The 24,914-nt window shown below is 72.2% G+C and carries 15 protein-coding genes and 1 pseudogene; 8 read left to right on the forward strand and 8 right to left on the reverse strand.

The window, feature by feature from the left end; genetic code table 11:
• Positions 1-498, reverse strand: coding sequence for a MarR family winged helix-turn-helix transcriptional regulator (locus RLT59_RS11075; RefSeq protein WP_311303246.1), 498 nt, complete (start codon positions 496-498; stop codon positions 1-3).
• Positions 499-722: 224 nt separating this feature from the next.
• Between RLT59_RS11075 and RLT59_RS11080 the strand changes: the two genes are divergently transcribed.
• Both RLT59_RS11080 and RLT59_RS11085 read left to right on the forward strand, forming a co-directional pair.
• Complete coding sequence (locus tag RLT59_RS11080; RefSeq protein ID WP_311303247.1) at positions 723-1,577, forward strand: lysozyme; 855 nt, start codon at positions 723-725, stop codon at positions 1,575-1,577.
• A 310-nt stretch (positions 1,578-1,887) separates the two neighbouring features.
• The gene (locus RLT59_RS11085; protein WP_311307683.1) at positions 1,888-2,568 is read left to right on the forward strand and encodes a polysaccharide deacetylase family protein; all 681 of its coding nucleotides are present in this window, start codon (positions 1,888-1,890) and stop codon (positions 2,566-2,568) included.
• Between the two features lie 97 nt (positions 2,569-2,665).
• Here the strand turns inward: RLT59_RS11085 and lon are convergent, their stop codons facing one another.
• Positions 2,666-5,092, reverse strand: coding sequence for an endopeptidase La (lon, locus tag RLT59_RS11090; RefSeq protein WP_311303248.1), 2,427 nt, complete (start codon positions 5,090-5,092; stop codon positions 2,666-2,668).
• Between the two features lie 209 nt (positions 5,093-5,301).
• Between lon and RLT59_RS11095 the strand changes: the two are divergent.
• From RLT59_RS11095 to RLT59_RS11120, 6 genes and pseudogenes are all read left to right on the forward strand, one after another.
• Positions 5,302-5,885, forward strand: a pseudogene (locus tag RLT59_RS11095) (isochorismatase family protein).
• Between the two features lie 49 nt (positions 5,886-5,934).
• Complete coding sequence (locus tag RLT59_RS11100) at positions 5,935-6,753, forward strand: nucleotidyltransferase domain-containing protein (protein WP_311303249.1); 819 nt, start codon at positions 5,935-5,937, stop codon at positions 6,751-6,753.
• Positions 6,754-6,868: 115 nt separating this feature from the next.
• Positions 6,869-7,561 (forward strand): spermidine synthase family protein, encoded by a 693-nt coding sequence (locus tag RLT59_RS11105; RefSeq protein WP_311303250.1) that lies wholly within the window; start codon positions 6,869-6,871, stop codon positions 7,559-7,561.
• A gap of 235 nt (positions 7,562-7,796) precedes the next feature.
• Complete coding sequence (locus tag RLT59_RS11110) at positions 7,797-8,534, forward strand: response regulator transcription factor (protein ID WP_014154105.1); 738 nt, start codon at positions 7,797-7,799, stop codon at positions 8,532-8,534.
• Positions 8,531-9,607, forward strand: a complete 1,077-nt coding sequence (locus tag RLT59_RS11115; RefSeq protein ID WP_311303251.1) for a HAMP domain-containing sensor histidine kinase — start codon at positions 8,531-8,533, stop codon at positions 9,605-9,607. Before RLT59_RS11110 ends, RLT59_RS11115 begins: the two co-directional genes overlap by 4 nt.
• A 257-nt stretch (positions 9,608-9,864) precedes the next feature.
• Positions 9,865-13,707 carry a multifunctional oxoglutarate decarboxylase/oxoglutarate dehydrogenase thiamine pyrophosphate-binding subunit/dihydrolipoyllysine-residue succinyltransferase subunit gene (locus RLT59_RS11120; protein WP_311303252.1) on the forward strand — a complete coding sequence of 1,281 codons (3,843 nt, stop codon included), beginning with the start codon at positions 9,865-9,867 and terminating at the stop codon, positions 13,705-13,707.
• 82 nt (positions 13,708-13,789) lie between these two features.
• Here RLT59_RS11120 and fxsT (RLT59_RS11125) read toward each other — a convergent pair whose 3' ends face one another.
• From fxsT (RLT59_RS11125) to fxsT (RLT59_RS11150), 6 genes are all read right to left on the reverse strand, one after another.
• Complete coding sequence (fxsT, locus tag RLT59_RS11125) at positions 13,790-17,176, reverse strand: FxSxx-COOH system tetratricopeptide repeat protein (RefSeq protein ID WP_311303253.1); 3,387 nt, start codon at positions 17,174-17,176, stop codon at positions 13,790-13,792.
• Positions 17,166-18,455, reverse strand: a complete 1,290-nt coding sequence (locus RLT59_RS11130; RefSeq protein ID WP_311303254.1) for a CHAT domain-containing protein — start codon at positions 18,453-18,455, stop codon at positions 17,166-17,168. The genes fxsT (RLT59_RS11125) and RLT59_RS11130 overlap by 11 nt, the downstream gene beginning before the upstream one ends.
• Positions 18,445-20,439, reverse strand: a complete 1,995-nt coding sequence (locus RLT59_RS11135) for a hypothetical protein (protein WP_311303255.1) — start codon at positions 20,437-20,439, stop codon at positions 18,445-18,447. Before RLT59_RS11135 ends, RLT59_RS11130 begins: the two co-directional genes overlap by 11 nt.
• A gap of 5 nt (positions 20,440-20,444) precedes the next feature.
• Complete coding sequence (locus RLT59_RS11140; RefSeq protein WP_311303256.1) at positions 20,445-21,404, reverse strand: AAA family ATPase; 960 nt, start codon at positions 21,402-21,404, stop codon at positions 20,445-20,447.
• Complete coding sequence (locus tag RLT59_RS11145; protein WP_311303257.1) at positions 21,401-21,814, reverse strand: CU044_2847 family protein; 414 nt, start codon at positions 21,812-21,814, stop codon at positions 21,401-21,403. Before RLT59_RS11145 ends, RLT59_RS11140 begins: the two co-directional genes overlap by 4 nt.
• Before the next feature lie 83 nt (positions 21,815-21,897).
• The gene (gene fxsT / locus RLT59_RS11150; protein WP_311303258.1) at positions 21,898-24,891 is read right to left on the reverse strand and encodes an FxSxx-COOH system tetratricopeptide repeat protein; all 2,994 of its coding nucleotides are present in this window, start codon (positions 24,889-24,891) and stop codon (positions 21,898-21,900) included.
• Positions 24,892-24,914: the final 23 nt, after the last annotated feature.

Below are 24,914 nucleotides of genomic sequence, written 5' to 3' on the forward strand. Positions count from 1 at the left end.
TCAGTCCTCCGCGCGGGCGTTCAAGTGGTGCAGCAGCCGGGCCAGTTCCGCGACCTCGGCCCGGTCCCAGTCCGCGAGCTTGCGCACGTAGCGGTCCCGGCGGGCGTCACGGACATGCCGGAATCGTTCGAGGCCCTCGTCGGTGAGGCGGACGAGGAAGGCCCGCCCGTCGGCCGGGTCGGGCTCGCGCGCCACCAGTCCGAGACCTTCCAGGGCGCGCAGTTGACGGCTCATGGTGGCCTTGCCGACCCCGAAGTACGAGGCGAGGTCCGTCGCCCGCTGCCGGCCCGCCGACTCCAGGCGCACGAAGAGCCCATAGGCGGCGGCCTCCAGCTCCGGGTGCACCTCGCGCGCCATCTCGCCGGAATTCGCCCGTGCGCGGCGCAGGAACACCGCCAATTCCAGCTCCAGGGCGAGGAATTCGTGGTCCACACCACTCGCCCCGGCTGCGCCGGGTTCACTCCCTCTTTCGCTCCCGTGCACGTCAACACCCCTCATGAGCTTTCCTGCCGCTGAAAGTTTCTTTCACCGCTGGTCATCGCCGCAGCTCCGCCAGTATTTCGCAGGAGTAGACCAACGGCACCGCCCTGGCCCTCTTCCGCAGCACGGTTCCACGTGCGTAGCGTCATGCATGGCATGTTCACACCATGACGTGCCATCAGGGGTGCGCGCACCGGTCCCTGAGTCAGCAGATCCCCCCGCCGAGGCCTGGGAGGCACGCGATGCCCGTGCACAGATCCGGCTCGGAGACCGCCCGCCGCTCACGCATCGCGGCCGCGGGAACTCTGCTCGCAGCACTCTCCCTCGTCATCACCCTGCCCGGCGCCGCTGGCGCCGCGGGCAACCCGGCCACCGGGGACCCCACGAAGCCCGCCAGGGGCTCGGCCACCATGGGCATGGGCGTCGTCGCCCACGACGGCCGGGGCGGGCTGCCGGCCGACACCCGTGCCGTGCAGACGGAGGGCGTGGACGTCAGCGGCCACCAGAACGCCGTGAACTGGGCCGCCCTCTGGAGCAGCGGCGTCAAGTGGGCGTACGTCAAGGCGTCCGAGGGCACGTACTACACGAACGAGGACTTCACCCAGCAGTACAACGGTTCGTACAACGTGGGGATGATCCGCGGCTCGTACCACTTCGCCACTCCGGACACCACGAGCGGCGCCGTCCAGGCCAACTACTTCGTCGACCACGGCGGCGGCTGGTCCAAGGACGGCAAGACGCTGCCGGGCGCACTCGACATCGAGTGGAATCCGTACGGCGACCAGTGCTACGGCAAGACCCCGGCCGCGATGGTCTCCTGGATCCGCGACTTCGTGAACACCTACAAGGCGCGCACCGGACGCGACGCGGTCATCTACACCGCGACGAGCTGGTGGCAGACCTGCACGGGCAACAACGCGGGCTTCGGCACCACCAACCCGCTCTGGGTGGCCCGCTACAACACGACGGTCGGCGCGCTCCCGGCCGGCTGGGGCTTCTACACGATGTGGCAGTACACCTCGACCGGCCCCACCGTGGGCGATCACAGCCACTTCAACGGCGCCCTCGACCGCGTACAGGCGCTGGCCAACAGCTGAGCCGTCCCGCCGGGCGGCCGCCCGGCGCACCCTCCCCGCAGAAGAGCCCGGTGACGTACCCCGTCACCGGGCTCTTCCCGTTCCGCGCCCCTGACCAGGCATGAAGCCACAATCCGCCTCAGGGGAAGGCAGGCACCCCCGCTATACACGCCATGTATACGCGGTGTGTATAGTCCCTCCGGGCGCACGCCGAGTGCGCCAATCAGTCAAGAAGGAGTGACTCGCCTTGCCCAGTAGGACGAAGTCGATCGGTACGGGGTTGGCCGTCACCCTTGTGACGGCCCTCACCCTCACGCTCAGCGGCTGCTCGATGGAGACCACCGCCCCCGGTTCCGCCCGCGCCGACGCCGCCTCCGACTCCAAGGGGTCTTTCGGCCCGGTGGACTGCCGCAAGGCCAAGTGCATAGCCCTGACGTTCGACGCGGGCCCGGCCGAGGACACCCCCCACCTGCTGGACATCCTCAAGAAGGAGAAGATCCACGCGACCTTCTTCCTGCTGGGCAAGAACCATGTGAAGAAGCACCCGGACACGGTCCGCCGGATCGAGGCCGAGGGTCATGAGGTGGCCAACCACACGTGGTCGCACGAGATCCTGACGGACAAGAGGCCCGCCCAGATACGCGCCGAGCTGGAGAAGACGCAGGACGCGATAGCGGCGATCACCGGCAAGAAGCCGAGGCTGATGCGGCCGCCGCAGGGCCGCACCGACGACACCGTCTCCAACATCAGCAAGGACCTGGGGCTCTCCCAGATCCTGTGGAGCGCCACCGCCAAGGACTACTCGACGACCGACTCCGCGCTGATCAAGAAGCGGATACTCGACCAGGCGAGCAAGGACGGCATCATCCTGCTGCACGACATCTACAAGGGCTCGGTGCCCGCGGTGCCGGGCATCATCGACGCGCTGAAGAAGCAGGGCTACATCTTCGTGACGGTCCCCCAGCTGATGGCGCCCGCCGAGCCGGTCCCGGGCACGATCTACCGCCCGTAGAACCTCCCGTACGCGAAACGGCCCGCCTCCCCGGAAGGGGAGACAGGCCGTCCGTACCGGCCGTGTACGTGGTGCCGCGTCCGTCACGCCGTGGCACTCACGCCGCGGCCGGGATCCTCCGCTCCGCCAGGGCCGAGGCCGGGGCGAGGGCGATCTCCAACACCTGGCGGACGTCGGTGACCGGGTGGACCTCCAGGGTCTCCAGCACCTCGGCGGGGACGTCGTCCAGATCCGCCTCGTTGCGCTGCGGGATCACCACGGTGGTGATGCCCGCGCGGTGGGCGGCGAGCAGCTTCTGCTTCAGACCGCCGATCGGCAGTACCCGTCCGGTCAGCGACACCTCACCGGTCATCGCCACATCCGTGCGGACCAGCCGTCCGGAGAGCAGCGAGGCCAGCGCGGTCGTCAGGGTGATGCCGGCGCTCGGGCCGTCCTTGGGGACCGCGCCCGCCGGGAAGTGGATGTGCACGCCCCGGTCCTTGAGGTCCGCGACCGGCAGCTCCAGCTCCGCGCCGTGCGAGCGCAGGAAGCTCAGCGCGATCTGCGCGGACTCCTTCATGACGTCACCGAGCTGGCCGGTGAGGGTCAGTCCGGAAGCGCCGGTCTCCGGGTCGGCGAGCGAGGCCTCGACGAAGAGGACGTCACCCCCGGCACCGGTCACCGCGAGCCCGGTGGCCACGCCCGGCACCGCGGTGCGGCGCTCGGCCGGGTCCTGGGCGGACTCGGGGACGTGGTGCGGCCGCCCGATCAGACCGCGCAGGTCCTCGTCGGTCACCGTGAACGGGAGTTCCCGGTCGCCCAGCTCGTGCTGGGCCGCGACCTTGCGCAGCAGCCGGGCTACGGAACGCTCCAGGTTCCGCACGCCGGCCTCGCGGGTGTACTCGCCGGCCAGCTTGCGCAGGGCGGACTCGTCGAGGGTGACCTCGTCCTGCTCCAGGCCGGCCCGCTCCAGCTGGCGCGGGAGCAGGTGGTCGCGGGCGATGACGACCTTCTCGTCCTCGGTGTAGCCGTCGAGCCTGACCAGTTCCATCCGGTCGAGCAGGGCTTCCGGGATCGCTTCCAGGACGTTGGCGGTGGCCAGGAAGACGACGTCGCTGAGGTCGAGTTCGACCTCCAGGTAGTGGTCGCGGAAGGTGTGGTTCTGGGCCGGGTCGAGCACTTCGAGGAGGGCCGCGGCCGGGTCGCCCCGGTAGTCGGAGCCGACCTTGTCGATCTCGTCGAGCAGGACGACCGGGTTCATCGAACCGGCCTCCTTGATGGCGCGGACGATGCGTCCGGGCAGCGCGCCGACGTAGGTGCGCCGGTGGCCGCGGATCTCCGCCTCGTCCCGGACGCCGCCGAGCGCGACGCGGACGAACTCGCGGCCCATGGCGTGCGCGACGGATTCACCGAGCGAGGTCTTGCCCACGCCGGGCGGACCGACCAGGGCCAGCACCGCACCCCCGCGCCGCCCGCCGACCACGCCGAGACCGCGGTCCGCGCGCCGCTTGCGCACCGCGAGGTACTCGGTGATGCGCTCCTTCACGTCCTGGAGGCCCGCGTGTTCTGCGTCCAGGATCTCCTGGGCGCCCTTGATGTCGTAGGCGTCCTCGGTCCGCACGGTCCACGGCAGTTCGAGGACAGTGTCGAGCCAGGTCCTGATCCAGGAGCCCTCGGGGCTCTGGTCGGAGGAGCGCTCCAGCTTGTCGACCTCCTTCAGCGCGGCCTCGCGGACGTGCTCGGGAAGGTCGGCGGCCTCGACGCGGGCCCGGTAGTCGTCGGACTCGTCGCCGGAGCCGGAGTCGCCGTTGAGTTCGGAGAGCTCCTTGCGGACGGCGTCGAGCTGGCGCCGCAGCAGGAACTCGCGCTGCTGCTTGTCGACGCCCTCCTGGACGTCCTTGGCGATGGACTCCGCGACGTCCTGCTCCGCGAGGTGTTCACCGAGCCACTGGATGGCGAGCTTCAGCCTGGCGACCGGATCCGCGGTCTCCAGCAGCCGCACCTTCTGGGCGGTGGTCAGGAAGGGGGAGTATCCGGAGTTGTCGGCGAGCGCGGAGATGTCCTCGATCTGCTGGACCCGGTCCACGACCTGCCAGGCGCCGCGCTGCTTCAGCCAGCTGGTGGCGAGCGCCTTGTACTCCTTGGCCAGCTCGGCGACGGATCCCGGAAGGGGGTCGGGGGCCGACCCGTCGACCCGGGTGCCCTCCACCCAGAGCGCGGAGCCCGGTCCGTTGGTGCCGGCGCCGATCCGTACCCGGTCGCGGCCCCGGATGAGCGCGCCGAGGTCTCCGTCGGAGAGCCGTCCCACCTGTTCCACGGTGCCGATGACACCGATGCCGGTGTAGGTGCCGTCGATGCGCGGGACGAGCAGCACCTCCGGCTTGCCGCCGCCCTCGCGGGCGACGGCCTGTGCGGACTCCACAGCGGCGCGTACGTCGGTGTCGGACAGGTCCAGAGGCACCACCATCCCGGGCAGCACGACCTCGTCGTCGAGCGGCAGCACAGGCAGGGTGAGCGGTGTGACCGCGTCGGACTCAGTAGCCATGATCTCCCCTTCGGCAGTCAAGTTGAGCTATGCAGACTCAATGCTCATGAGCTGCCCGATGTTCCCCAAGCCGTGTTCGCTGTGAGCGATCAGGAACGCGGCCAGGAGCGCGATCGGGAACGACTGCCTCCGCATGCCCTTCGTGCAACACGGGAGAGCGCCCGTGAAATCCCCTGGAAGGCGGCGGCCGTGCCGGACAGGATGACGCCATGAACGATTCCGCTTCCCCCGCGCAGGCCCTGCTGGTCGTCGACGTCCAGAAGGCGGGGGTGACGGGTGACCGGGCGGTGCCCGGCGCGGCCGGACTCCTGGAGCGGGTGGCGGAGCTGATCGCACGGGCCCGGAGCGGCGGCGCGCTGGTCGTGCACCTCCAGAACGACGGCGCGCCCGGCTCGGGCGACGAGCCGCACACCCCGGGCTGGGCGCTGCACCTGCCCGTCGAGGCCGGCCCCGGGGAGGTGGTGATCCGCAAGACCAGGGACGACGGCTTCGCGGGCACCCCGCTGGGAGAGCTGCTGAGCGGTGCCGGGGCCCGGTCGCTCGCGGTGTGCGGGGTGATGTCGGAGATGTGCGTCCAGGCCACCGCCCGTACCGCCCTGGCCCTGGGCCACCGGGTCGTGCTGCCGTACGACGCCCACGCGACGCAGGACATCCCGGCCGCCCCGGCATCAGCGCCGCCGTCCCGGCCGCCGTGGTGTCCCGGGTCGCGGCGTCGCCGATCAGCGGCGATGCCGAGGTCACCGTGGCGGCCGCGGACGTGACGTTCGCCGCCCCGCCGTCACCTCCGCGCTGAGCCCGGAAAAGCGTTCGGCGCGGCCCCGGCGACAGGGCAGAGTGCCCGTATGAACGAAGACAGAGGGCTGGAACCGGACGGCACGATCGCCCGCGAGGGCTCGCTGAGCCGGGTACCCGAGCGGTTCGCGCCGGTCGTGGCGGCCGCCCGGTCCCGTATCTCCGAGGTCTTCGGCCCCGACCGGCTGGACAGCGCCTACATCTACGGCAGCATTCCGCGCGGCACGGCCGTTCCCGGCGTCTCCGACCTGGATCTGCAACTGGTCCTGCACGCCGGACCCGCCGGGGCGGACCGGGAGGATGCCGACGCCGTCGAGGCCGGACTCGACGCCTCGTTCGAGGAGATCGACGGCGTCGGCATCCTGCTGTCCGGCAGGGACACCGTGCTCAGCGACCTCGAACGCCACGACCTGGGCTTCTTCATCGCCTGCCTGTGCACCCCGCTGCTCGGCGACGACCTCGCCGGGCGGCCGCCGCGCTACCGGCCGAGCTCGCTGCTCGCCCGGGAGACCAACGGCGACCTGTGCCTGCTGCTGCCCGGCTGGCACGAGCGGGCGGCCGGGGCCACGACGGACTCCGAACGCCGCGCCATGAGCCGCCGCGTCGCCCGCCGGATCGTACGGACGGGCTTCACGCTGGTGATGCCCAGGTGGGGCGGCTGGACCAGCGAATTGGCCGAGTGCGCCGAACTCTTCGCCCGTTACTACCCGCAGTTGCCCGAGCGGGCCGAGCAGATGCGGCTCGCCGCCCGTACGGGCCGCACCCCGACCGCCGACCCGGCCGTCCTGTCGGTCCTCGTCGACGACCTCGCCCCGTGGCTGGCGGCCGAGCACATCGCGGTGCACGGCGAGAAGGCCCCGCGCCCCTGACCGCGCCGCGAGCCGGGCACCCCGCTGGCCCCGGCACCGCCGCTCGGGCCAGGATGGGCCCGACACCGACCGGCGGTGACCGCACCCGCCGACCAACCCACCGGAGACCCGCGCCATGCACCCCACCTACGGCCCCGACGCCCTCGCCCCCGTCACCCTCGACCGCCGCGAGGGACCGTACGGGGAGGTCGTCCTGCGCAGGCGGGGCGACGACTTCGAGATCATCGCCAACGGGTGCTTCCTGATGGACACCTCGGACGGGCGCTCGGAGCGGCTGCTGATCGACGCCGCCCTCGCCGCGCTGCCCGCGGACCGGCCGGCCCCGGCGGTGCTCATCGGCGGCCTCGGGGTCGGGTTCTCGCTCGCGCGGGCCGCCGCAGAACCGCGCTGGGGCCGGATCGCGGTGGTGGAGCGGGAACAGGCCATCGTGGACTGGCACCTGGGCGGGCCGCTGGCCGGGATCTCGGGAGAGGCGCTGGCCGATCCCCGGGCCGGGATCCTGACGGCGGATCTCGTCGCCCATCTCCGTACCACTACGGAACGTTACGACGCACTGTGTCTGGACATCGACAACGGGCCGGACTGGACGGTGACGGAGGACAACGGAAACCTCTACTCCCCCGCCGGTCTGGCCGACTGCCTCCGGTGCCTCACGCCCGGCGGAGTGCTCGCGGTGTGGTCCGCGCAACCGTCCGCCGAATTCGAGGAAGCCCTGCGCGATGCCGGATTCCATGGGGTTCGGACCGAAGAGGTAGGCGTTGCCCGAGGTGTGCCGGACGTGGTCCATCTCGCAATTCGCACCGACTGAGATTCCCCCGCCTGGTATCCGGGCCCCCGGGACGCCCGGGGGCCAAGCCCCACAAGAGCGACACTCCACCTCCTTCGCGCGGTCCGCGCACCCCCACGCCCTTGCACCCTGCGTAGCCGGGAACGGCCCGCTGCCTTTACGCTGCTGACCGATAACGGGATCTCCCGCGAAATTCACAAGCGATAACCGTGCGTCCGGGGGAATGGCCCCCGCGAGAACGGGCAGGGGCGGGGCGATGGAACAGACACACACCACCCACAACGGTGTCGCGGCCACCCCTGGCGCGCAGCGCCGGGTGCTGGTGGTCGAGGACGACGCGACGATCGTCGATGCCATTTCCGCCCGGCTGCGGGCGGAGGGCTTCCTGGTACAGACCGCGCTCGACGGCCCCGCGGCCGTGGACGCGGCCGAGGCCTGGCAGCCGGATCTGATGGTGCTCGACATCATGCTCCCCGGTTTCGACGGGCTGGAGGTCTGCCGCCGGGTGCAGGCACAGCGCCCGGTGCCGGTCCTGATGCTGACCGCCAGGGACGACGAGACCGACATGCTCGTCGGGCTCGGGGTCGGCGCCGACGACTACATGACCAAGCCGTTCTCCATGCGCGAGCTGGCGGCCCGGGTGCACGTCCTGCTGCGCCGCGTCGAGCGGGCCGCGCTGGCCGCCGTGACGCCGCGCAGCGGAATACTGCGCCTCGGCGAGCTGGAGATCGACCACGCGCAGCGCCGGGTGCGGGTGCGGGCGGACGACGTCCACCTGACGCCGACCGAGTTCGACCTGCTGGTCTGCCTGGCCAACACGCCGCGCGCGGTGCTGTCCCGCGAGCAGCTGCTGGCCGAGGTCTGGGACTGGGCGGACGCCTCGGGCACCCGTACCGTCGACAGCCACATCAAGGCGCTGCGCCGGAAGATCGGCGCGGAGCGCATCCGTACCGTGCACGGTGTCGGCTACGCCCTGGAGACCCCAGCGCCATGACCGCGCCCGGACCGGGGCTGCGGCCGTTCTCGATCAAGGCCAAGCTGGGCACCCTCGTCGTGGTCTCGGTCTTCATCACGACCGGGCTGCTGATGGTGGCCCTGCGCACCCGTACCGAGCTGCGGTTCATCACGGTGTTCTCGGTCATCGCGACCCTGCTGATCACCCAGTTCGTGGCGCACGGGCTGACCGCGCCGCTGGACGAGATGCGGGCCGTGGCCCGGTCGATCTCGCACGGCGACTACACCAGACGGGTGAGCGGCGCCGACCGGCGTGACGAGCTGGGAGACCTGGCCCAGACGATCAACCTGATGGCGGACGATCTGGCGGCCGTGGACCGGCACCGCAAGGAGCTGGTGGCGAATGTCTCACACGAGCTGCGCACCCCCATCGCGGCGCTGAGAGCGGTGCTGGAGAACGTCGTGGACGGGGTGTCCTCGCCCGATCCGGAGACCATGCGCACCGCCCTCAAGCAGACCGAGCGGCTCGGCAGGCTGGTGGAGACGCTGCTGGACCTGTCCCGGCTGGACAACGGCGTCGTCACGCTGAAGGCCCGCCGTTTCGAGGTGTGGCCGTATCTGTCGGGGGTGCTGAAGGAGGCGAACCTCGCCACCGGCCACCGCCGGCTGTCCTCCGGCTCCGGGAACTCCACCCGTAAGGACGTCCATCTCCACCTGGACGTGTCGCCGCCCGAGCTGACCGCGCACGCGGACGCGGAGCGGCTGCACCAGGTGGTGGCGAACCTGATCGACAACGCGGTGAAGCACAGCCCGCCGCACGGCCGGGTGACGGTGCGCGCCCGGCGCGGCAGTCAGCCCGAGTCGCTGCATCTGGAGGTCCTGGACGAGGGCCCCGGCATTCCGGAGTCCGAGCGGCACCGGGTCTTCGAGCGTTTCAACCGGGGCGACGTGACGTCCCCGCACGGTCCGGGCAGCGATGGCGGTACCGGGCTCGGCCTGGCGATCGCCCGCTGGGCGGTGGATCTGCACGGCGGACGGATCGGTGTGGCCGAATCAGCTCGCGGATGCCGCATCCGCGTCACTCTTCCGGGGATCCATCAACCGCGAGGTTGACATAGGGTTCGAACCGGAAGGGCACGTTCTGCGTGTTCCGTTCAAGGGGTACGGTCCAAGGGGCCGTAACTGCGGTCTCGCGTACCCGGAGCAATGCGGAACCAAGCTTGTTTCCCGCCATTTCCTGCGCCGAAACCCGACTTTCGATGTGACTTGCACGACGAAGACCGGCCCGGTCCGCATGGAACGGTCCGGGAGGCGTAGCCTTGATTTCCGCTGTCCACCACCTTGTGAAGCGGAAGAGGGCGGTTGCCGCCGTGTCGTCTCAGTCCCCCAGTAACTCAAGCATCTCGACCGACCAAGCCAGCCCGGGTTCGAACCCGGCTGCTGCTTTCGGCCCCAATGAGTGGCTTGTCGACGAGATCTACCAGCAGTACCTCCAGGATCCCAATTCGGTCGATCGCGCCTGGTGGGACTTCTTCGCCGACTACAAGCCGGGTACGTCCGGCACGGCGGACAAGCCCGTTCCCGGCGCCGCAGCCGCGGGGGCTGCGGCGCCCACGGCTCCGCCCGTGACCGCGCCGACCGCCAACAACCACACCGCCCCTGCCGCGCCCGCGCAGCCCGCGGCCCAGGCTCCGGCCCCGGCCGCACCTGCTGCCCCGGCGCCCACACCCGCCCCTGTCGCCCCAGCGGCTCCGGCCGCTCCGGCGAAGGCGGCACCGGCTCCCGCGAAGGCCGCCCCGGCTCCGGCCGCCAAGGCCGCCGCCGAACCGGCCGCGGAGGCCCCTGCCGGGCCCGAGTACGTGACGCTGCGCGGCCCGTCCGCCGCGGTCGCGAAGAACATGAACGCCTCGCTGGAGCTGCCGACGGCCACGTCCGTCCGCGCCGTCCCGGTGAAGCTGCTCTTCGACAACCGCATCGTCATCAACAACCACCTCAAGCGCGCCCGGGGCGGGAAGATCTCCTTCACGCACCTCATCGGGTACGCGATGGTGCAGGCCCTCAAGGCCATGCCGGCGATGAACCACTCCTTCGCGGTGAAGGACGGCAAGCCGACCCTGGTCAAGCCGGAGCACGTCAACCTCGGCCTGGCCATCGACCTGGTGAAGCCGAACGGCGACCGCCAGCTGGTCGTCGCGGCCATCAAGAAGGCCGAGACGCTCAACTTCTTCGAGTTCTGGCAGGCCTACGAGGACATCGTCCGCCGGGCCCGCAACGGCAAGCTCGGCATGGACGACTTCACCGGCGTCACCGCCTCGCTGACCAACCCCGGCGGCATCGGCACCGTTCACTCGGTGCCCCGCCTGATGCCCGGACAGGGCCTCATCATGGGTGTCGGCGCGATGGACTACCCGGCGGAGTTCCAGGGCACCTCGCAGGACACCCTGAACAAGCTGGGCATCTCGAAGGTCATGACCCTGACCTCGACGTACGACCACCGGGTCATCCAGGGCGCCGCCTCCGGCGAGTTCCTCCGGATCCTCTCCCAGCTGCTGCTCGGCGAGAACGACTTCTACGACGAGATCTTCAAGGCGCTCCGCATCCCCTACGAGCCGGTCCGCTGGCTCAAGGACATCGACGCCTCGCACGACGACGACGTCACCAAGGCCGCACGGGTCTTCGAGCTGATCCACTCCTACCGGGTCCGCGGCCACGTCATGGCCGACACCGACCCGCTGGAGTACCGCCAGCGCAAGCACCCCGACCTGGACATCACCGAGCACGGCCTCACCCTGTGGGACCTGGAGCGGGACTTCGCCGTCGGCGGCTTCGCCGGGCAGACCCTGATGAAGCTCCGCGACATCCTCGGTGTGCTGCGTGAGTCGTACTGCCGCACCACCGGCATCGAGTTCATGCACATCCAGGACCCGAAGGAGCGCAAGTGGCTCCAGGACCGGGTGGAGCGTCCGCGCCCCGCTCCGGAGCGCGAGGAGCAGCTGCGGATCCTGCGCCGCCTCAACGCCGCGGAGGCGTTCGAGACGTTCCTGCAGACCAAGTACGTCGGCCAGAAGCGGTTCTCGCTGGAGGGCGGCGAGTCCGTCATCCCGCTGCTCGACGCGGTCATCGACTCCGCCGCCGAGGCGCGCCTCGACGAGGTCGTCATCGGCATGGCCCACCGCGGCCGGCTGAACGTCCTGGCGAACATCGTCGGCAAGTCGTACGCGCAGATCTTCCGTGAGTTCGAGGGCAACCTCGACCCCCGGTCGATGCACGGCTCCGGCGACGTCAAGTACCACCTGGGCGCCGAGGGCACCTTCACCGGTCTGGACGGCGAGCAGATCAAGGTCTCGCTGGCCGCCAACCCCTCGCACCTGGAGGCGGTCGACCCGGTCCTGGAAGGCATCGCCCGCGCCAAGCAGGACATCATCAACAAGGGCGGCACGGACTTCACGGTCCTGCCCGTCGCGCTCCACGGCGACGCGGCCTTCGCGGGCCAGGGCGTCGTCGCCGAGACGCTGAACATGTCGCAGCTGCGCGGCTACCGCACCGGCGGCACCGTGCACGTGGTGATCAACAACCAGGTCGGCTTCACCGCCGCCCCGGAGTCCTCGCGCTCCTCGATGTACGCGACGGACGTCGCGCGCATGATCGAGGCGCCGATCATCCACGTCAACGGCGACGACCCGGAGGCCGTGGTCCGCGTCGCGCGGCTCGCCTTCGAGTACCGGCAGACGTTCAACAAGGACGTCGTCATCGACCTCATCTGCTACCGCCGCCGCGGTCACAACGAGGGCGACAACCCGGAGTTCACCAACCCGCAGATGTACACCCTGATCGACAAGAAGCGCTCGGTGCGCAAGCTCTACACCGAGTCCCTCATCGGTCGCGGCGACATCACGCTGGAGGAGGCCGAGCAGGCGCTCCAGGACTTCCAGGGCCAGCTGGAGAAGGTCTTCGCGGAGGTCCGCGAGGCCACCTCCGCGCCGTCCCAGCCGCACGTCCCGGACGTCCAGGCCGAGTTCCCGGTGGCCGTGACCACCGCGGTGTCCTCCGAGGTCGTGAAGCTGATCGCGGAGTCGCAGGTCAACATCCCCGACTCGATCACCGTCCACCCGCGCCTGATGCCGCAGATGCAGCGCCGTGCCGCCTCCGTGGACAACGGCACCATCGACTGGGGCATGGGCGAGACGCTCGCCATCGGCTCGCTGCTGATGGAGGGCACCCCGGTCCGGCTCGCCGGCCAGGACACCCGCCGCGGCACCTTCGGCCAGCGGCACGCGGTGCTCGTCGACCAGAAGACCGGCGAGGACTACACCCCGCTGCTCTACCTCTCCGAGGACCAGGCCCGTTACAACGTCTACGACTCGCTGCTCAGCGAGTACGCGGCGATGGGCTTCGAGTACGGCTACTCGCTGGCCCGCCCGGAGTCGCTGGTCATCTGGGAGGCCCAGTTCGGTGACTTCGTCAACGGCGCGCAGACCGTCGTCGACGAGTTCATCTCCTCGGCCGAGCAGAAGTGGGGCCAGACCTCAGGCGTCACGCTGCTGCTGCCGCACGGCTACGAGGGCCAGGGCCCGGACCACTCGTCCGCCCGCCCGGAGCGCTTCCTCCAGATGTGCGCGCAGGACAACATGACGGTCGCCATGCCGACGCTGCCGTCGAACTACTTCCACCTCCTGCGGTGGCAGGTGCACAACCCGCACCACAAGCCGCTGATCGTCTTCACCCCGAAGTCGATGCTCCGGCTGAAGGCGGCCGCGTCGAAGGCGGAGGAGTTCACCACCGGCGGCTTCCGTCCGGTGATCGGTGACGACTCGGTCGACCCGAACGCGGTCCGCAAGGTCGTCTTCTGCGCCGGCAAGGTCTACTACGACCTTGAGGCCGAGCGCGAGAAGCGCGGCGTGACGGACACCGCGATCATCCGCCTTGAGCGCCTGTACCCGCTGCCGGGTGCCGAGCTCCAGGCCGAGATCGCCAAGTACCCGAATGCCGAGAAGTACCTGTGGACGCAGGAGGAGCCGGCCAACCAGGGTGCGTGGCCGTTCATCGCCCTGAACCTCATCGACCACCTGGACCTGGCCGTCGGCGCCGACGTCCCGCACGGTGAGCGCCTGCGCCGCATCTCGCGGCCGCGCGGCTCCTCGCCCGCGGTCGGCTCGGCCAAGCGTCACCAGGCCGAGCAGACCCAGCTGCTCGACGAGGTCTTCGAGGCCTGACCGGCACATCACGAACCGGGGGCCCGGCTCCGCGCACATCGCGCGGGGCCGGGCCCCCGGCCGTTGCCGCCTGCCGCCGGGTTCAGACGATGAGCGGCTCGAACGGCCAGAAGTCAGGTTCGCCGTCCGTCGGTTCGGTGGCGATCGCGGCGTAACAGCCCACGGACAGCGGGTGCCGACTGCCCAGTTCGGCGTTGGCGCGCTCACAGTTGGCCCGCCCCAGCTCGACGGCGGCCCCGGGCCGCCCCGTCCGGGCCCGCATGAGCACCGTGTTCAGCGCGCAGCCGATCGTCCACGGGTGGTTCTCCCCGACCGCCCAGGACATCCGGGTGCCGGCCCGTTCGATCTCGTCGTACCCCTGCTCCCGGTCTCCCATGGCCCAGTGCATCAGCCCGAGGTTGCCCTCGGCCCCGACGGTGTACGGGTGCCGGTCGCCCAGCATCCGCCGGTAGCCGTCCACCACCTGTTCGTGCAGCCGCAGCGCCCGGCCGGGGTCGCCCGCCTCCCGTTCCGCGCCGGCCGCCGCCGTGCTGATCAGCAGCGTGAGCGGGTCGTGCTCGCCCAGCAGGCGCAGCGAGCTGTCCCTCGTCGCGGCGAGCGCCGGAAGGGCTGAGGCGGCGCCCTCCAGGGCGTACTGACAGAGCGCCAGGTGGTACTGGGCGCGCAGCGTCTGTGGGTTGTTGCCGCCCATCCAGCGCAGATGGCGTCCGGCCGTCCGCCGCAGGGCGGTCTCCGCCTCCCGGTGCCGGCCGAGCAGCCGCAGGTCCGTGGCGAGGTTGATCTCCGAGTACAGGGTGGCGGGTGCCCGCTCCGGCAGTACGGCGCGCCGCCGCTCCAGGGTGAACTCGTCCGCCTCCAGGGCCTGTCGGTAGCGGCCGAGCAGCCGCAGCGACACAGCGACGTTGTTCTCGGCGTTGAGGGTCCGGGGGTCGTCGTGGCCCAGCAGCCGCCGGTAGCGGTCCCGGATCGAGACGGACAGGTAAAGCGCCTCCCGGTAGCGGCCCAGGCCCCGCAGATCCGCGGCGAGCCCGCCGGCGGCGCGCAGGTGGTCCGGGTCCAGTTCACCGCGCTCGGCCGCCAGGAACTCCGCGGTGGTGCGCTCCACCGCCTCGCTGCGGGTGTAGTCGCCCAGGGCGCGCAGCAGGTTGGCGTAGTGGTGGCGCAGGTCCCGGATCCGGGGATGGGCCGGGCCGAGCAGTGCCTGCCAGGATTCCATCGCGGGGGCGGCGAACCGGACGCCGCTGCCGTATTCGCCGGAAAGGTACATGTAGCGGAGGCAGTTGAGCACCAGCCGCTGTACCGGTGGCTCCTCGCTCTCCAGGACCTCGGCCCATTTGAGGTGGGGGGTGAGCGCGGCGTAGGCCGGCCAGTGGCGGATGTCGGCGGGATCGCCGGGGTCGGCCGCTGCGAGGGCCCGCCGGGCCGCTTCCCGGTAGACCGGGCGGTCGCTCCCGGCGATGCCGCCCCGGACGAACTGGTGGACCATGCGGTGGATCTGGAGCGCCTCGCCGTCCGCGGCGGCCAGCGGGTCCGGGTCGGCCTCCAGTCGTACGGCGGAGCGGTCCACCAGATGGCGCACCGCCCGCGCGCGCCGGGCGTCGTCCGTCAGCGGGCCCGGCAGGGCGGCGCCGTCCAGCAGCCGTACGGGGATGGAGCCGGGCGCGAAGAAGGCGCAGAGCCGCAGCAGTTCGTAGGACTCCGGGGCGCTCTCACCGAGCTCCGTCAGCTGGACCGACCAGCCGGTGTGGAAGGCGAGCGGGTAGTCGGCAGAGACCTTGACGACGTCATGCTGCCGGGGGTGCTCCAGGAGTCCGAGGTACTCCTCGACCGGAAGCCCCGAGTCGGTGAGCCAGCCGGCGGTCTGGTCGAGCAGCAGCGGCAGGTCCTCCAGTGCCTCGGCCAGCCGGTCCGCCTCGGCGTGGTTCAGCCGGGGGGCGCGGAGCCGGATGAAGGCGACCGACTCCTCGCGCCGGTAGGCGGGCACCTCGACCGGCGCGTCCCGCCCCTCCTGCCCGGCGTTGCGGGAGGTGATGAGTACGTGTCCGGTGCCGGCCGGTACCAGGTCCCGGATCTGGTCCGGTTCGTCGGCGCCGTCCAGCACGACCAGCCACCGCGCGTACGGTTCGCCGCGCCGGAGCGACTCGTGCACGGCGCGCAGCCGCTCCCCGTACTCCGGGCCGGTGGACAGGCCGAGTCCGGGGGCGAGTTCGGCGAGCTTCTGGCGGGTCGGGGCGCGCCGGTCGGCGGGCACCCACCACACCACGTCGTACTCGAAGCCGAACCGGTGGACGTACTCGGCGGCCAACTGCGTCTTGCCCACCCCCGGCATCCCGGACAGGGTGACGGCGGCCCCGGCGGGCGCTCCCGTGTGGAAGGCCTCTCCGATCCCGGCGAGCAGCTCCTCGCGGCCGGTGAAGCGGGTGTTGCGGCGCGGCACCCCGCCCCACACCTCGGGCGTGTGGGCCGGGTGGTGGGGGGCGGACCTGGCGGCGACGTCCTCGGGCAGCGGGCCGGTGGGGAGCCCGAGGCGGACGAGCAGCCGGCGCTCGGCGTCGTCCGCGCCGACGCCGTACAGCTCCAGCGGGTCCAGCAGGGAGACCGCGCCGCGCAGCGGGGCGGTGTGGGTGAACCAGATCGCCGCGAACCGCTCCCGTTCCGGGCCGACGACCTCGCGCAGGGCCCGGTCCCACTCCTCGCGGCCGTGGTCTGCGAGCCGGACGTACCGGGGGCTGAGGAGGAGCAGGATCCGGCCGCCGGTGCGGGCCAGCGCCCGCAGCGTGTCCGCCGGGGAATCGCCCGCCCGGGGATCGGGGCGGTGCCGGTGGACCGTCACCCCGCGCCGCTCCAGCCGGTCGGCGGTCCATGCCGCCCAGGCCCGGTCCGAGTCGGCGTAGCTGAGGGTGATGGCGCCGGCGGCTCCGGAGGGGGCGGGGTGCGACGGAGCGGGCGGGGCGGCCGTGCCGGGTCGCGAGGCGGTCGGCGTGGGGCGTGGCCCGGCGGCGGGTGCGGCCTGCCCGGACCCTGCTGGGCCCGCGGACCCCGGCAGCCAGTGGCCGGCCGGGCGGCTCAGGTCCTCGTCCGGTTCCGCCGGCTCCCGGATGAGGCAGGGCAGTTCGGCCCTGCGGACCGGGGCGCCCCACTGGTTGGAGATGGTCAGCCGCAGTACGCCGGGGCCGGTCGCGGTGCCCGCGGTGACGAGGAATCGGGCCGGGCCGTACGTACCGCCGAAGCGGTGCAGTACGAGTCCCGGGTCGTCGAGCACCTCGCAGACGAAGTGCGGGGCGCCGTCCAGGGAGACGCTGAAGGCCAGCTCCTCCTCCTCGTACGGCCACGCCTCGCCGTCCTCCTCGTTGCGGGCGTTCAGCGGGCCGCGCAGGTCGACGCCGACGCACTGGACCACACCGGGTCCGACCTCGCTCAGCCAGCCCACGACGGGCTCGATCAGCAGCGGCCGCTCGTCACCGTTCAACCGGGACCCCTCCCGTGCGCGGGGACCGGCCGGTGAGGTGCAGGGTGCTGAGCGGGTGCCCGTAGTACTGGAACATCAGGCTGTAGAGCAGCCGCAGGGCGTTGCGCTGTCCCCGCTCGTCGAACGTGCCGTCGTCCCTGACCATCAGCGGCACCCCGCCCTCCGCGAGAAACCTCTCGTGCGCCCCGGCCCGGAAGGCCCGCAGCGCCCGTGCCACCGGCCGGTCCGGGTCCGCGGTCACCGTCTCGACGAGCCTTCGGATCAGCTCGCGGGCCTCCGCGTCACCGACCTTGCCCGCGGTGACGATGCAGCCGCCCGCCCCGTTGCCGAGGAAGACCTCCGTGAAGCCCCGCAGGTACTGCCTGCCGTCCCCGTCGTGGTCCAGGAAGCGGCCGGAGTGGCAGGCGTTGAGGCAGACCAGCGAACCGTCCCGGCCGAGCAGGCGCATGCCGTGGTCGTGGTACTCCGCCCAGGTCACATCGGCCAGGGTGAGTTTGCTGAGCTCCTGGTCGAAGGTTCCGTGGCAGCCCATGTAGACCAGGCCGGTGGGGTCCGCGGTGTGTTCGTCCAGGCTCCGCAGGAAGGACACGATGCCGGAGTGCGGCCGGTGCTCGTAGCCGTGGAAGACCTCCCGGTCGGAGCGCATGTCCGGATGGAAGTAGCCGAGCACCGCGCCGGCCGGGGCCGCGGCACCGGTCGGGAAGTCGTCGCCGCCGCGGACCGCGTCGAACCAGCGCGCCAGGTCGACGAGCGTCCCGAGCATTCCGCCGGGCAGCCCCGCCTCCGGCGCCGGGGGCAGGGTGAGCGCCTCCCAGGGCAGGTCGAAGCCGGTCTGGTCGAGTATCACGAGCTGCAGGCTGTCGCCGTGCACCTGTCGGCACCGGTTGATCCAGGCGGTCAGCGGGCCCTGGTTCTGCGACCAGCGGCGGATGGAGCGGAGCAGTTCGGACGGCGGCTCGCCGCCGGGCCGTGCGTTGCCGAGACTGATCGCGGCCGGGCGCCGCTGGCCGTCGCCCGAGGTGTACGGGAGCGGCGGAACGCCGTGGCACCAGGCCTCGAAGCCGTACGCCTCCGGCAGCCCCGGCGCGGAGTGCTGGCGCCGCACCCGGATCCGGGCGTATCCCGTGCCGGGTGCCTGTCCGGCGTCGACGGCCACCGCGCCGAGCCCCTGCGGTGTGCCGGTCCGCGCCCCGGCCGGCACGGCGGTACGCGGGACGGGCAGCGCCTGTCCGGCCAGCCGGCCGAGCCGCCGGATCACGTTGCGGAGGTCATCGCGCACGGCCGGCCCCCTCCTCCTCGGCCCGCGCGGCGATCACGTGGGCGCCGAGTGCGTCGGCGAGTTCGGCGGGCAGTGCGGTGTACGGCCGCCGTCCCGGGTCGATCACCACGCTGTGCAGCCGCCCGCGGCCCAGGGCGCCGATCCGCTCGGCGGCCAGTACCGCGTCCGTGGTTCCGGTGCGCCCGGCCGGTCCGCTCCCCCGGCGTCCGGTACGGCTCGCGGCCAGCGGCACATTGCCCCGGCCGTCGGTCACGACCAGGAGCATGGCCTCGACGAGTCCGGCGCGATGGTGCCGGAAGGCCCGGAGCAGGGCGCTGCCGGCCTGGTCGAGGCCGTGGGCGAGCGGGGTGGCGCGGCCGGCCGGCCGTGCGAGTGCGGCGGCGATCCTCGGGTCCCTGGTGGACCGGGCGGAGAAGGAACCGGCCCGCAGCTCGTTCGCCGCCCCCCGGGCGCCGACCTCCACGACGTGCACGGCGGCCCGGGTGACGTAGGCCCACTGGAGGAACGGTTCGAGCGCCGGGTGCCAGTCCCAGTCCCCCCGGCAGGTGTGATCGAGTACGAGGGTGAGCAGCCGGACGGGCTCCGGCGCCCGGACATAGCCGCGCAGATCCTGCGGGACGATCACGAGCGGGCCCCGGCCGCCGCGTATCGCCCGGTACTTGGCGGCCTCCATCGCGGTGCGGACCGGGGCGAGGTCCCACAGGTCACGGGCGCGCCGCACCCCGACGACGGCACCGCGCGAGGCGCGGCCGCCCGCTGTCCGGCGGGCCGGAATCCGCAGCGTCGCCCCGTCGGGACCCGGCCCCGCACCGTCCTCCGGGTACGGGGAGAAGTCGCCGGGCACTTCGCCCCCGGCGGGCGCCGGGCCGAGCGGGACGGCGGTCTCCGGCTCCCGGACGAACGGACCGGACTCGGGGGCCGGTTCGGGTCCGGGGCGGTGGTCCGGAGCCGGCCGGTACGGGCCGGGCCCGGGAGTGGGCGGCGGCTCCTCCGCGGGGGCGGACTCGGGCGGTGGGGCCGGCGGTCGGTGGGCCGTCCGCAGCCGGATCATCCGGGCGGCCCGGCCGACGTGGGCGGGGGTGACGTGGATTGGGGCGTCGGGGGCGGGGGCGTCGGGGACGGGGCCGAGGGCCGGGGCGGGGGTACCGGGAGCCGGGGCGAGGGCGTCGGACGCCGGGGCGTCGTCTGCGGAGGTCTCTGGCCGGTCCCGTTCCTCTGCGTCGTCCAGCCGGGCCAGGGCGCGGGCGATGCGGCCCAGGGCGAGCCCTCTGCGGTGGCCGAGGCCCTCCCGGTCGTCCAGGTGCTCCAGCACGGACGCGGCGAACCCCTCGCTGAGCGTCGTGGGGCGGCGCGGGGTGCGCGGGCTCAGCGCGGCGGCCCAGGCGGCGGGGAGCGGGCCGAGCGGCTCGTGGCCCGGAAGGGGATCCAGGCCGGGGACGCCGAGCCGGACGGGGAAGCGGTCCAGGAGGTGCGGCGAGATGTGCGCGGCGTCCTCGGCCCGGCAGAACGCCAGCCACCGCGCGCGGGGCGTCCACCGGTGCCGGATGCCGGAGTGTTCGAGAGTCGCGGTGTCCGCTCCGAGGAGCTGGACAGCGGCCCGCATCCCCGGGACGCTCAGCCGGGCCAGGTCGGGCACGAGGACGAGCGGTGGGCTGTCCGCCGTCTCGGCCAGCGGTCCGGGCCCGAGGGTGAAGCTGATGCCGTCCGCGCCCCGTCGCACCAGGGGCCGCAGCCACAGGTCCTCGTCCGCGGTCGCCGCGTCGAGCGTCGTACGGGGCACGGTCCCCGCCGGACGGCCGGCGGCCGCGCCGAGCACCTCGGCGAACACCCCGGCCACGGCGGGGACATGCACGGGCGGCAGGTCGAAGAGCAGCACGCCGGTCAGGGCCGGCTCCAGCGCGGAACAGACGAGCGCGGTCAGCAGCCGGTGGGCGGCGTCGTCCCGCTCCCGCGGTTCCTGGGCATTCGGCGGCCTGGCGGACACGCGGCTCAGCCGAACAGGCCGTCGAGGGCGGCGTACTCGTCCGGCCCCCAGGCGAACTCCGCGCCATGGGCGGATTCGGGCCTGCGGTGGCGCAGCGCGAGCGGCAGCACCCGCCGCACATGCCGGGGCTCCACCCTCGGCGCGTCCTCCCTGGCCGCCAGCGCGCGGGCCGCCTTGGCCACCAGGAGGTCACCGCGTTGCCCGACGGCACCGGACCGGGCGGCCGCCTCCGCGCAGAGCCGGCTGATGTCCTCCTCCAGCCGGACGCCGGTGAGCCGGTCGCGGGCGGCCAGCAGCCGTTCGCGCAGTTGCCCGTTCTCCGCGTGCGCGGCCCGCAGCCAGGCCGAGCCGTCGACTGCGAGCTCCTCCTCGAAGGTGAGCACGGTGGTGATCATCCGGTGCCGCTGCTCGATGTCGAGCTCGGCGGCGGTGACCATCAGCCCGAAGCGGTCCAGCAGTTGGGCGCGCAGGCTGCCCTCCTCCGGATTCATCGTGCCGACGAGCCCGAACGAGATATGCGTCTCGGTGTCGATGCCCTCGCGCTGGACGGACAGCACGCCCGTGGAGACCACGTCCAGGATGATGTTGACGATGTGGTCGTCCAGGAGGTTGACCTCGTCGACGTACAACAGCCCTTTGACATGGGCCTCTTCGAGCAGCCCGGCCTGTCTTCTCGCCACGCCGCGCATCAGCGCGTCCAGCTCCCAGCCGCCGAGCACCCGGTCGTCGGTCGCGTTGATCGGCAGGGTGACGGGCAGCCGGCCGCCGGTCATCAGCGCGAAGGCACGCACGACGGTCGACTTGGCCGTGCCGCGCTGTCCCGCGATCAGGACGCCGCCGATGCCCGGGGCGATGAAGTTCAGCTCCAGCGCGAGCTTCAGTTCGTCCTGCCCGACGACGCGGCTGTACGGGAGGATCGAGGCCGCGCGGTCCGGCTCGCTCATGAAGCGGTCCGGCTCGCTCATGAAGGCGTCACCGTCGCCGTCGCCCGGTCCTCGCGCCCCGGCTGCCAGCGGAAGGTGAGCTGGATCTGCGCCTGCCCACCGGCCTTCACCACGGCGGCCATCCCGGCCTCGAAGGTGATGCCGACCTGGAGTTCGATCTCGTCGGGCCGCAGCCCCTGCCCCAGGTCGCCGAGTCTGCGCATGGCCTGGGAGGCGCACCGGCGGGCGAGGTCCAGTCCGTCCCCGTACAGATCGCCTGCCGCCCCCAGGGCGCGCCGGGCCGCGTCGGCTGCGGCCCGGGTCTCCTCGCTGTCGTACAGAAAGTCCACGTCGGTGGCGGGCGCCCCGGTCGAGACGTACGCCTCGGCGTCCACCACGACCGGTATCGGACCGTCCTCCCCCGGTGCCACAGAACCCACAACGACAGCCATACGCGCCCCCTGGATCACCAACCAACCTGTTTGACAAGGTTACTGACGCTCCCTCACCCACGGCCCGGAATCCGGACAGCCGGTCAGATGATCTGGGGCTCGAAGTCCCAGAACGGCCGGTTGCGGGAGCGTGCCGAGACGGTGTGGACGTGCTGCGCCCCCAGGGTGGCCGCCAGATCGCCGAGCGCTTCCGTCTCGACCTTCTCCGCCCGCTGCCGCTCGCGCAGTGCCCGCAGATCGGCGGCGTGCGCGATGCGGGCGGTGAGGGTCAGCGGGTGGGTCCGGCCGAGGACCTCGGTGGCCCGGGTGATGACCGAGTCCGTCAGCGCGGCGGCGGACTCGGGGTCGCCCACGAGATTGCGCAGCGCCGCGGCGTTGACCGCGCAGCCCAGCGTCCAGGGGTGGTCCTCGCCCACCGCCCGGCTCATGTCCGCGAGCGCCTCCTCCAGGAGGTGGTAGGCGTGGTCCCGCTCCCCGACGTTGCGCAGGATCAGGGCGTGGTTGGCGCGGCTGCCCGCCGCATAGGGGTGCTGGTCGCCCAGCATGTCCGCGTACCCCTCCATGACCTTCTCGCTTATGGCGCGGGCCTGGTCGATGTCGGCGTGCTCCCGGGCGAAGAAGCTCTGGCTGGCCGCGAACATCATGGTGAGCGGGTCGTCCTCACCCAGCACCCGCTCGCCCCGCTCCAGGACCCGGGCGAAGAGCGCGGCGGCCTTGGCGCGCTCGCCCGAGCGGTACTGGCAGAGCGCGAGGTTGTGCTCGGCGCTCAGGGTCTGCGGGTTGTCCTGGCCCATCACGATCCGGTGCACCCGGACGCTCTGGGCCTGGAGCGATTCCGCCTCCGTGTACCGCCCGAGCAGGCGCAGGTCGGTGGCGTAGTGGATCTCGGAGTAGAGGGTCCAGCTGTGGCGCGGGCGCAGCAGCTGGCGACGCGCTTCCAGAGTCCGTTGGTTGAGTTCCAGCGCCTCCTCGTACCGCCCGAGCAGCCGCAGGGACGTACCCAGGTTGTTCTGCGCGCTCAGCGTGCGTGAGTCCTGGTCGCCCAGCAGTTCGCGGTACGAGGCCAGGATCCAGCCGGACATTTCGTGCGCCTCTTCGTACCGCCCGAGGCCGCGCAGGTCGGCCGCGAGGCCGCCGGCCGCGCGCAGGTGCTCCAGGTCCTGGGCGCCCCGCTCGGCGCGCAGGTGGTCGACGGCGGCCCGCTCGATCGCCTCGGTCCCGGCGTAGTCGCCGACCGCACGCAGCAGGTTGGCGTAGTTGTAGCTGAGGTCCCAGACCCTGGGGTGGTCCTCGCCCAGCAGCTCGGTCCAGGCCCGCATGGCGCGGGAGCCCAGCTTGATGCCGGCCCGGTACTCCCCGGAGAGGTACATGTAGCGCAGGCAGTTGAGCACCAGGGAGTGCACGGCGGGGTCGGTGCTGCGCAGCACGTCGGCCCACTTGAGGTGCGGGGTGATCTCGGCGTATCCGGGCCACAGCCGGGTGTCGGTGGGGCGGCCCGGGTCGGCGGAGGCGAGGGCGCGGCGGACCACGTCGATGAATTCCGCGCGGTCGCGCTCCGGCATGTCCTTGCGGACGATCTGGTGGACCATGCGGTGCAGATAGATGGACTCGCCGGAGGACGAGTCGTCGATGACGGACTCGTGGGACTCCAGGCGGACCACGGAGTACTGGCGCAGCTGACTGATCGCCTTGTTCCACAGCAGCGGGTCGTTCATCAGACCGGAGAGCTGCTCGGGCAGTTCACCCGGCGGCATTTCCTTCAGCAGCCGTACCGGAATGGAGCCGGGCGCGAAGAAGCTGCACAGGCGCAGCAGGTCGACGGACTCGGGGACGGTGTCCCGGAGCTTGTTCAGCAGTATCGACCAGGCGGTCTGGAAGGCCAGCGGGAAGTCGGCGGAGACCTTGACGACATCCTGGTCGATGCCGCCGCCGAGGAGCTCGATGTACTCCTCGACCGACATGTCGGAGTCGTTCAGCCAGCCGGCGGTCTGGTCGAGCAGCAGCGGGAGGTCCTCCAGCGCCTCGGCCAGCTGGTCGGCCTCTGTGCGGGTGAGACGCGGGGCCCGGCGGAGGATGAAGGCCACCGACTCGTCGCGGTCGTAGACCGGCACCTCGACCAGGTTGCTGTTGTGCTCGCCCCACTCCGGGTTGCGGGAGGTGATCAGGACATGGCCGGGGCCGGTCGGCACCAGGTCCCAGATCTGTTCCGGCTCGTCCGCGCCGTCCAGCACCAGCAGCCAGTGGGAGTGCGGGTCGCCGCGGCGCAGCGAGTCGCGTACCGCGCGCAGCCGCTCCCCGTACTCGGCGCCGGTGGTCAGGCCCAGTTCCGGGGCGAGTTCGGCGAGCTTCTGGCGGTAGAGGGCGCGCCGGTCGGCGGGCACCCACCACACGACGTCGTACTCGGAGCCGAACCGGTAGACGTACTCGGCGGCCAGCTGGGTCTTGCCCACGCCCGACATGCCGTGCAGGGTGACGACGCCCGCTCCGGCGCCGGCGTCCTGGAGTGCGGTGTAGGCCTTGCTGAGCAGTTCCTCGCGGCCGGTGAAGCGCGTGTTGCGGCGCGGTACCCCGCCCCACACCTCGGGGGTGTCGGCCGGGTAGCGCGGGCCCGGCCGCGCCTCCGCGGACTCCGGCAGCGGGTCCGTGGGCAGTCCCAGCCGTACGAGCAGCCGGCGCTCGGCCTCGCCCGCGCCGACGTTCGTCAGGTCCGCGGCGCCGAAGACGGAGGTGGCGCCGGGCAGCGCCGAGGTGGTGACGGACGCGGCGGCGAAGCGGTCCGGGTCGGGGGCGACGACCTCGCGCAGGGCCCGGTTCCACTCCTCGTGGCCGCGGGGCCCGACCTGGAAGTACCAGTCGCTGAGCAGGACCAGGATCCGGCCGCGGGAGAGCATCAGGTCCCGCAGGGCGTCCTCCAGCAGCACCTCGACCGGCGGGTCCCAGCGCTGCTGGACGACCGTCACCCCGCGCCGCTCCAGCCGGTCCGCGATCCACGCCGCCCAGGCCCGGTTGAATCCGGCGAAACTGAGGGTGACGGTCTGCGCCCCGGTTGCTCCAACTTGCTTACGCGTTCCGGGCATTCGACCGTCTCCCTGACCTCGTT

The organism is Streptomyces sp. ITFR-6 (genome assembly GCF_031844725.1).
Taxonomy (GTDB): domain Bacteria; phylum Actinomycetota; class Actinomycetes; order Streptomycetales; family Streptomycetaceae; genus Streptomyces.

Bases quoted from the DNA above. Each gene is read 5' to 3' on its own strand.
- lon (WP_311303248.1), bottom strand. From the start codon at position 5,092: ATGGCTACTGAGTCCGACGCGGTCACACCGCTCACCCTGCCTGTGCTG.
- fxsT (WP_311303258.1), bottom strand. From the start codon at position 24,891: ATGCCCGGAACGCGTAAGCAAGTTGGAGCAACCGGGGCGCAGACCGTC.
- RLT59_RS11105 (WP_311303250.1), top strand. From the start codon at position 6,869: ATGCACCCCACCTACGGCCCCGACGCCCTCGCCCCCGTCACCCTCGAC.
- RLT59_RS11145 (WP_311303257.1), bottom strand. From the start codon at position 21,814: ATGGCTGTCGTTGTGGGTTCTGTGGCACCGGGGGAGGACGGTCCGATA.
- RLT59_RS11085 (WP_311307683.1), top strand. From the start codon at position 1,888: ATGGAGACCACCGCCCCCGGTTCCGCCCGCGCCGACGCCGCCTCCGAC.
- RLT59_RS11115 (WP_311303251.1), top strand. From the start codon at position 8,531: ATGACCGCGCCCGGACCGGGGCTGCGGCCGTTCTCGATCAAGGCCAAG.
- RLT59_RS11110 (WP_014154105.1), top strand. From the start codon at position 7,797: ATGGAACAGACACACACCACCCACAACGGTGTCGCGGCCACCCCTGGC.
- RLT59_RS11140 (WP_311303256.1), bottom strand. From the start codon at position 21,404: ATGAGCGAGCCGGACCGCTTCATGAGCGAGCCGGACCGCGCGGCCTCG.
- RLT59_RS11080 (WP_311303247.1), top strand. From the start codon at position 723: ATGCCCGTGCACAGATCCGGCTCGGAGACCGCCCGCCGCTCACGCATC.
- RLT59_RS11100 (WP_311303249.1), top strand. From the start codon at position 5,935: ATGAACGAAGACAGAGGGCTGGAACCGGACGGCACGATCGCCCGCGAG.
- RLT59_RS11075 (WP_311303246.1), bottom strand. From the start codon at position 498: ATGAGGGGTGTTGACGTGCACGGGAGCGAAAGAGGGAGTGAACCCGGC.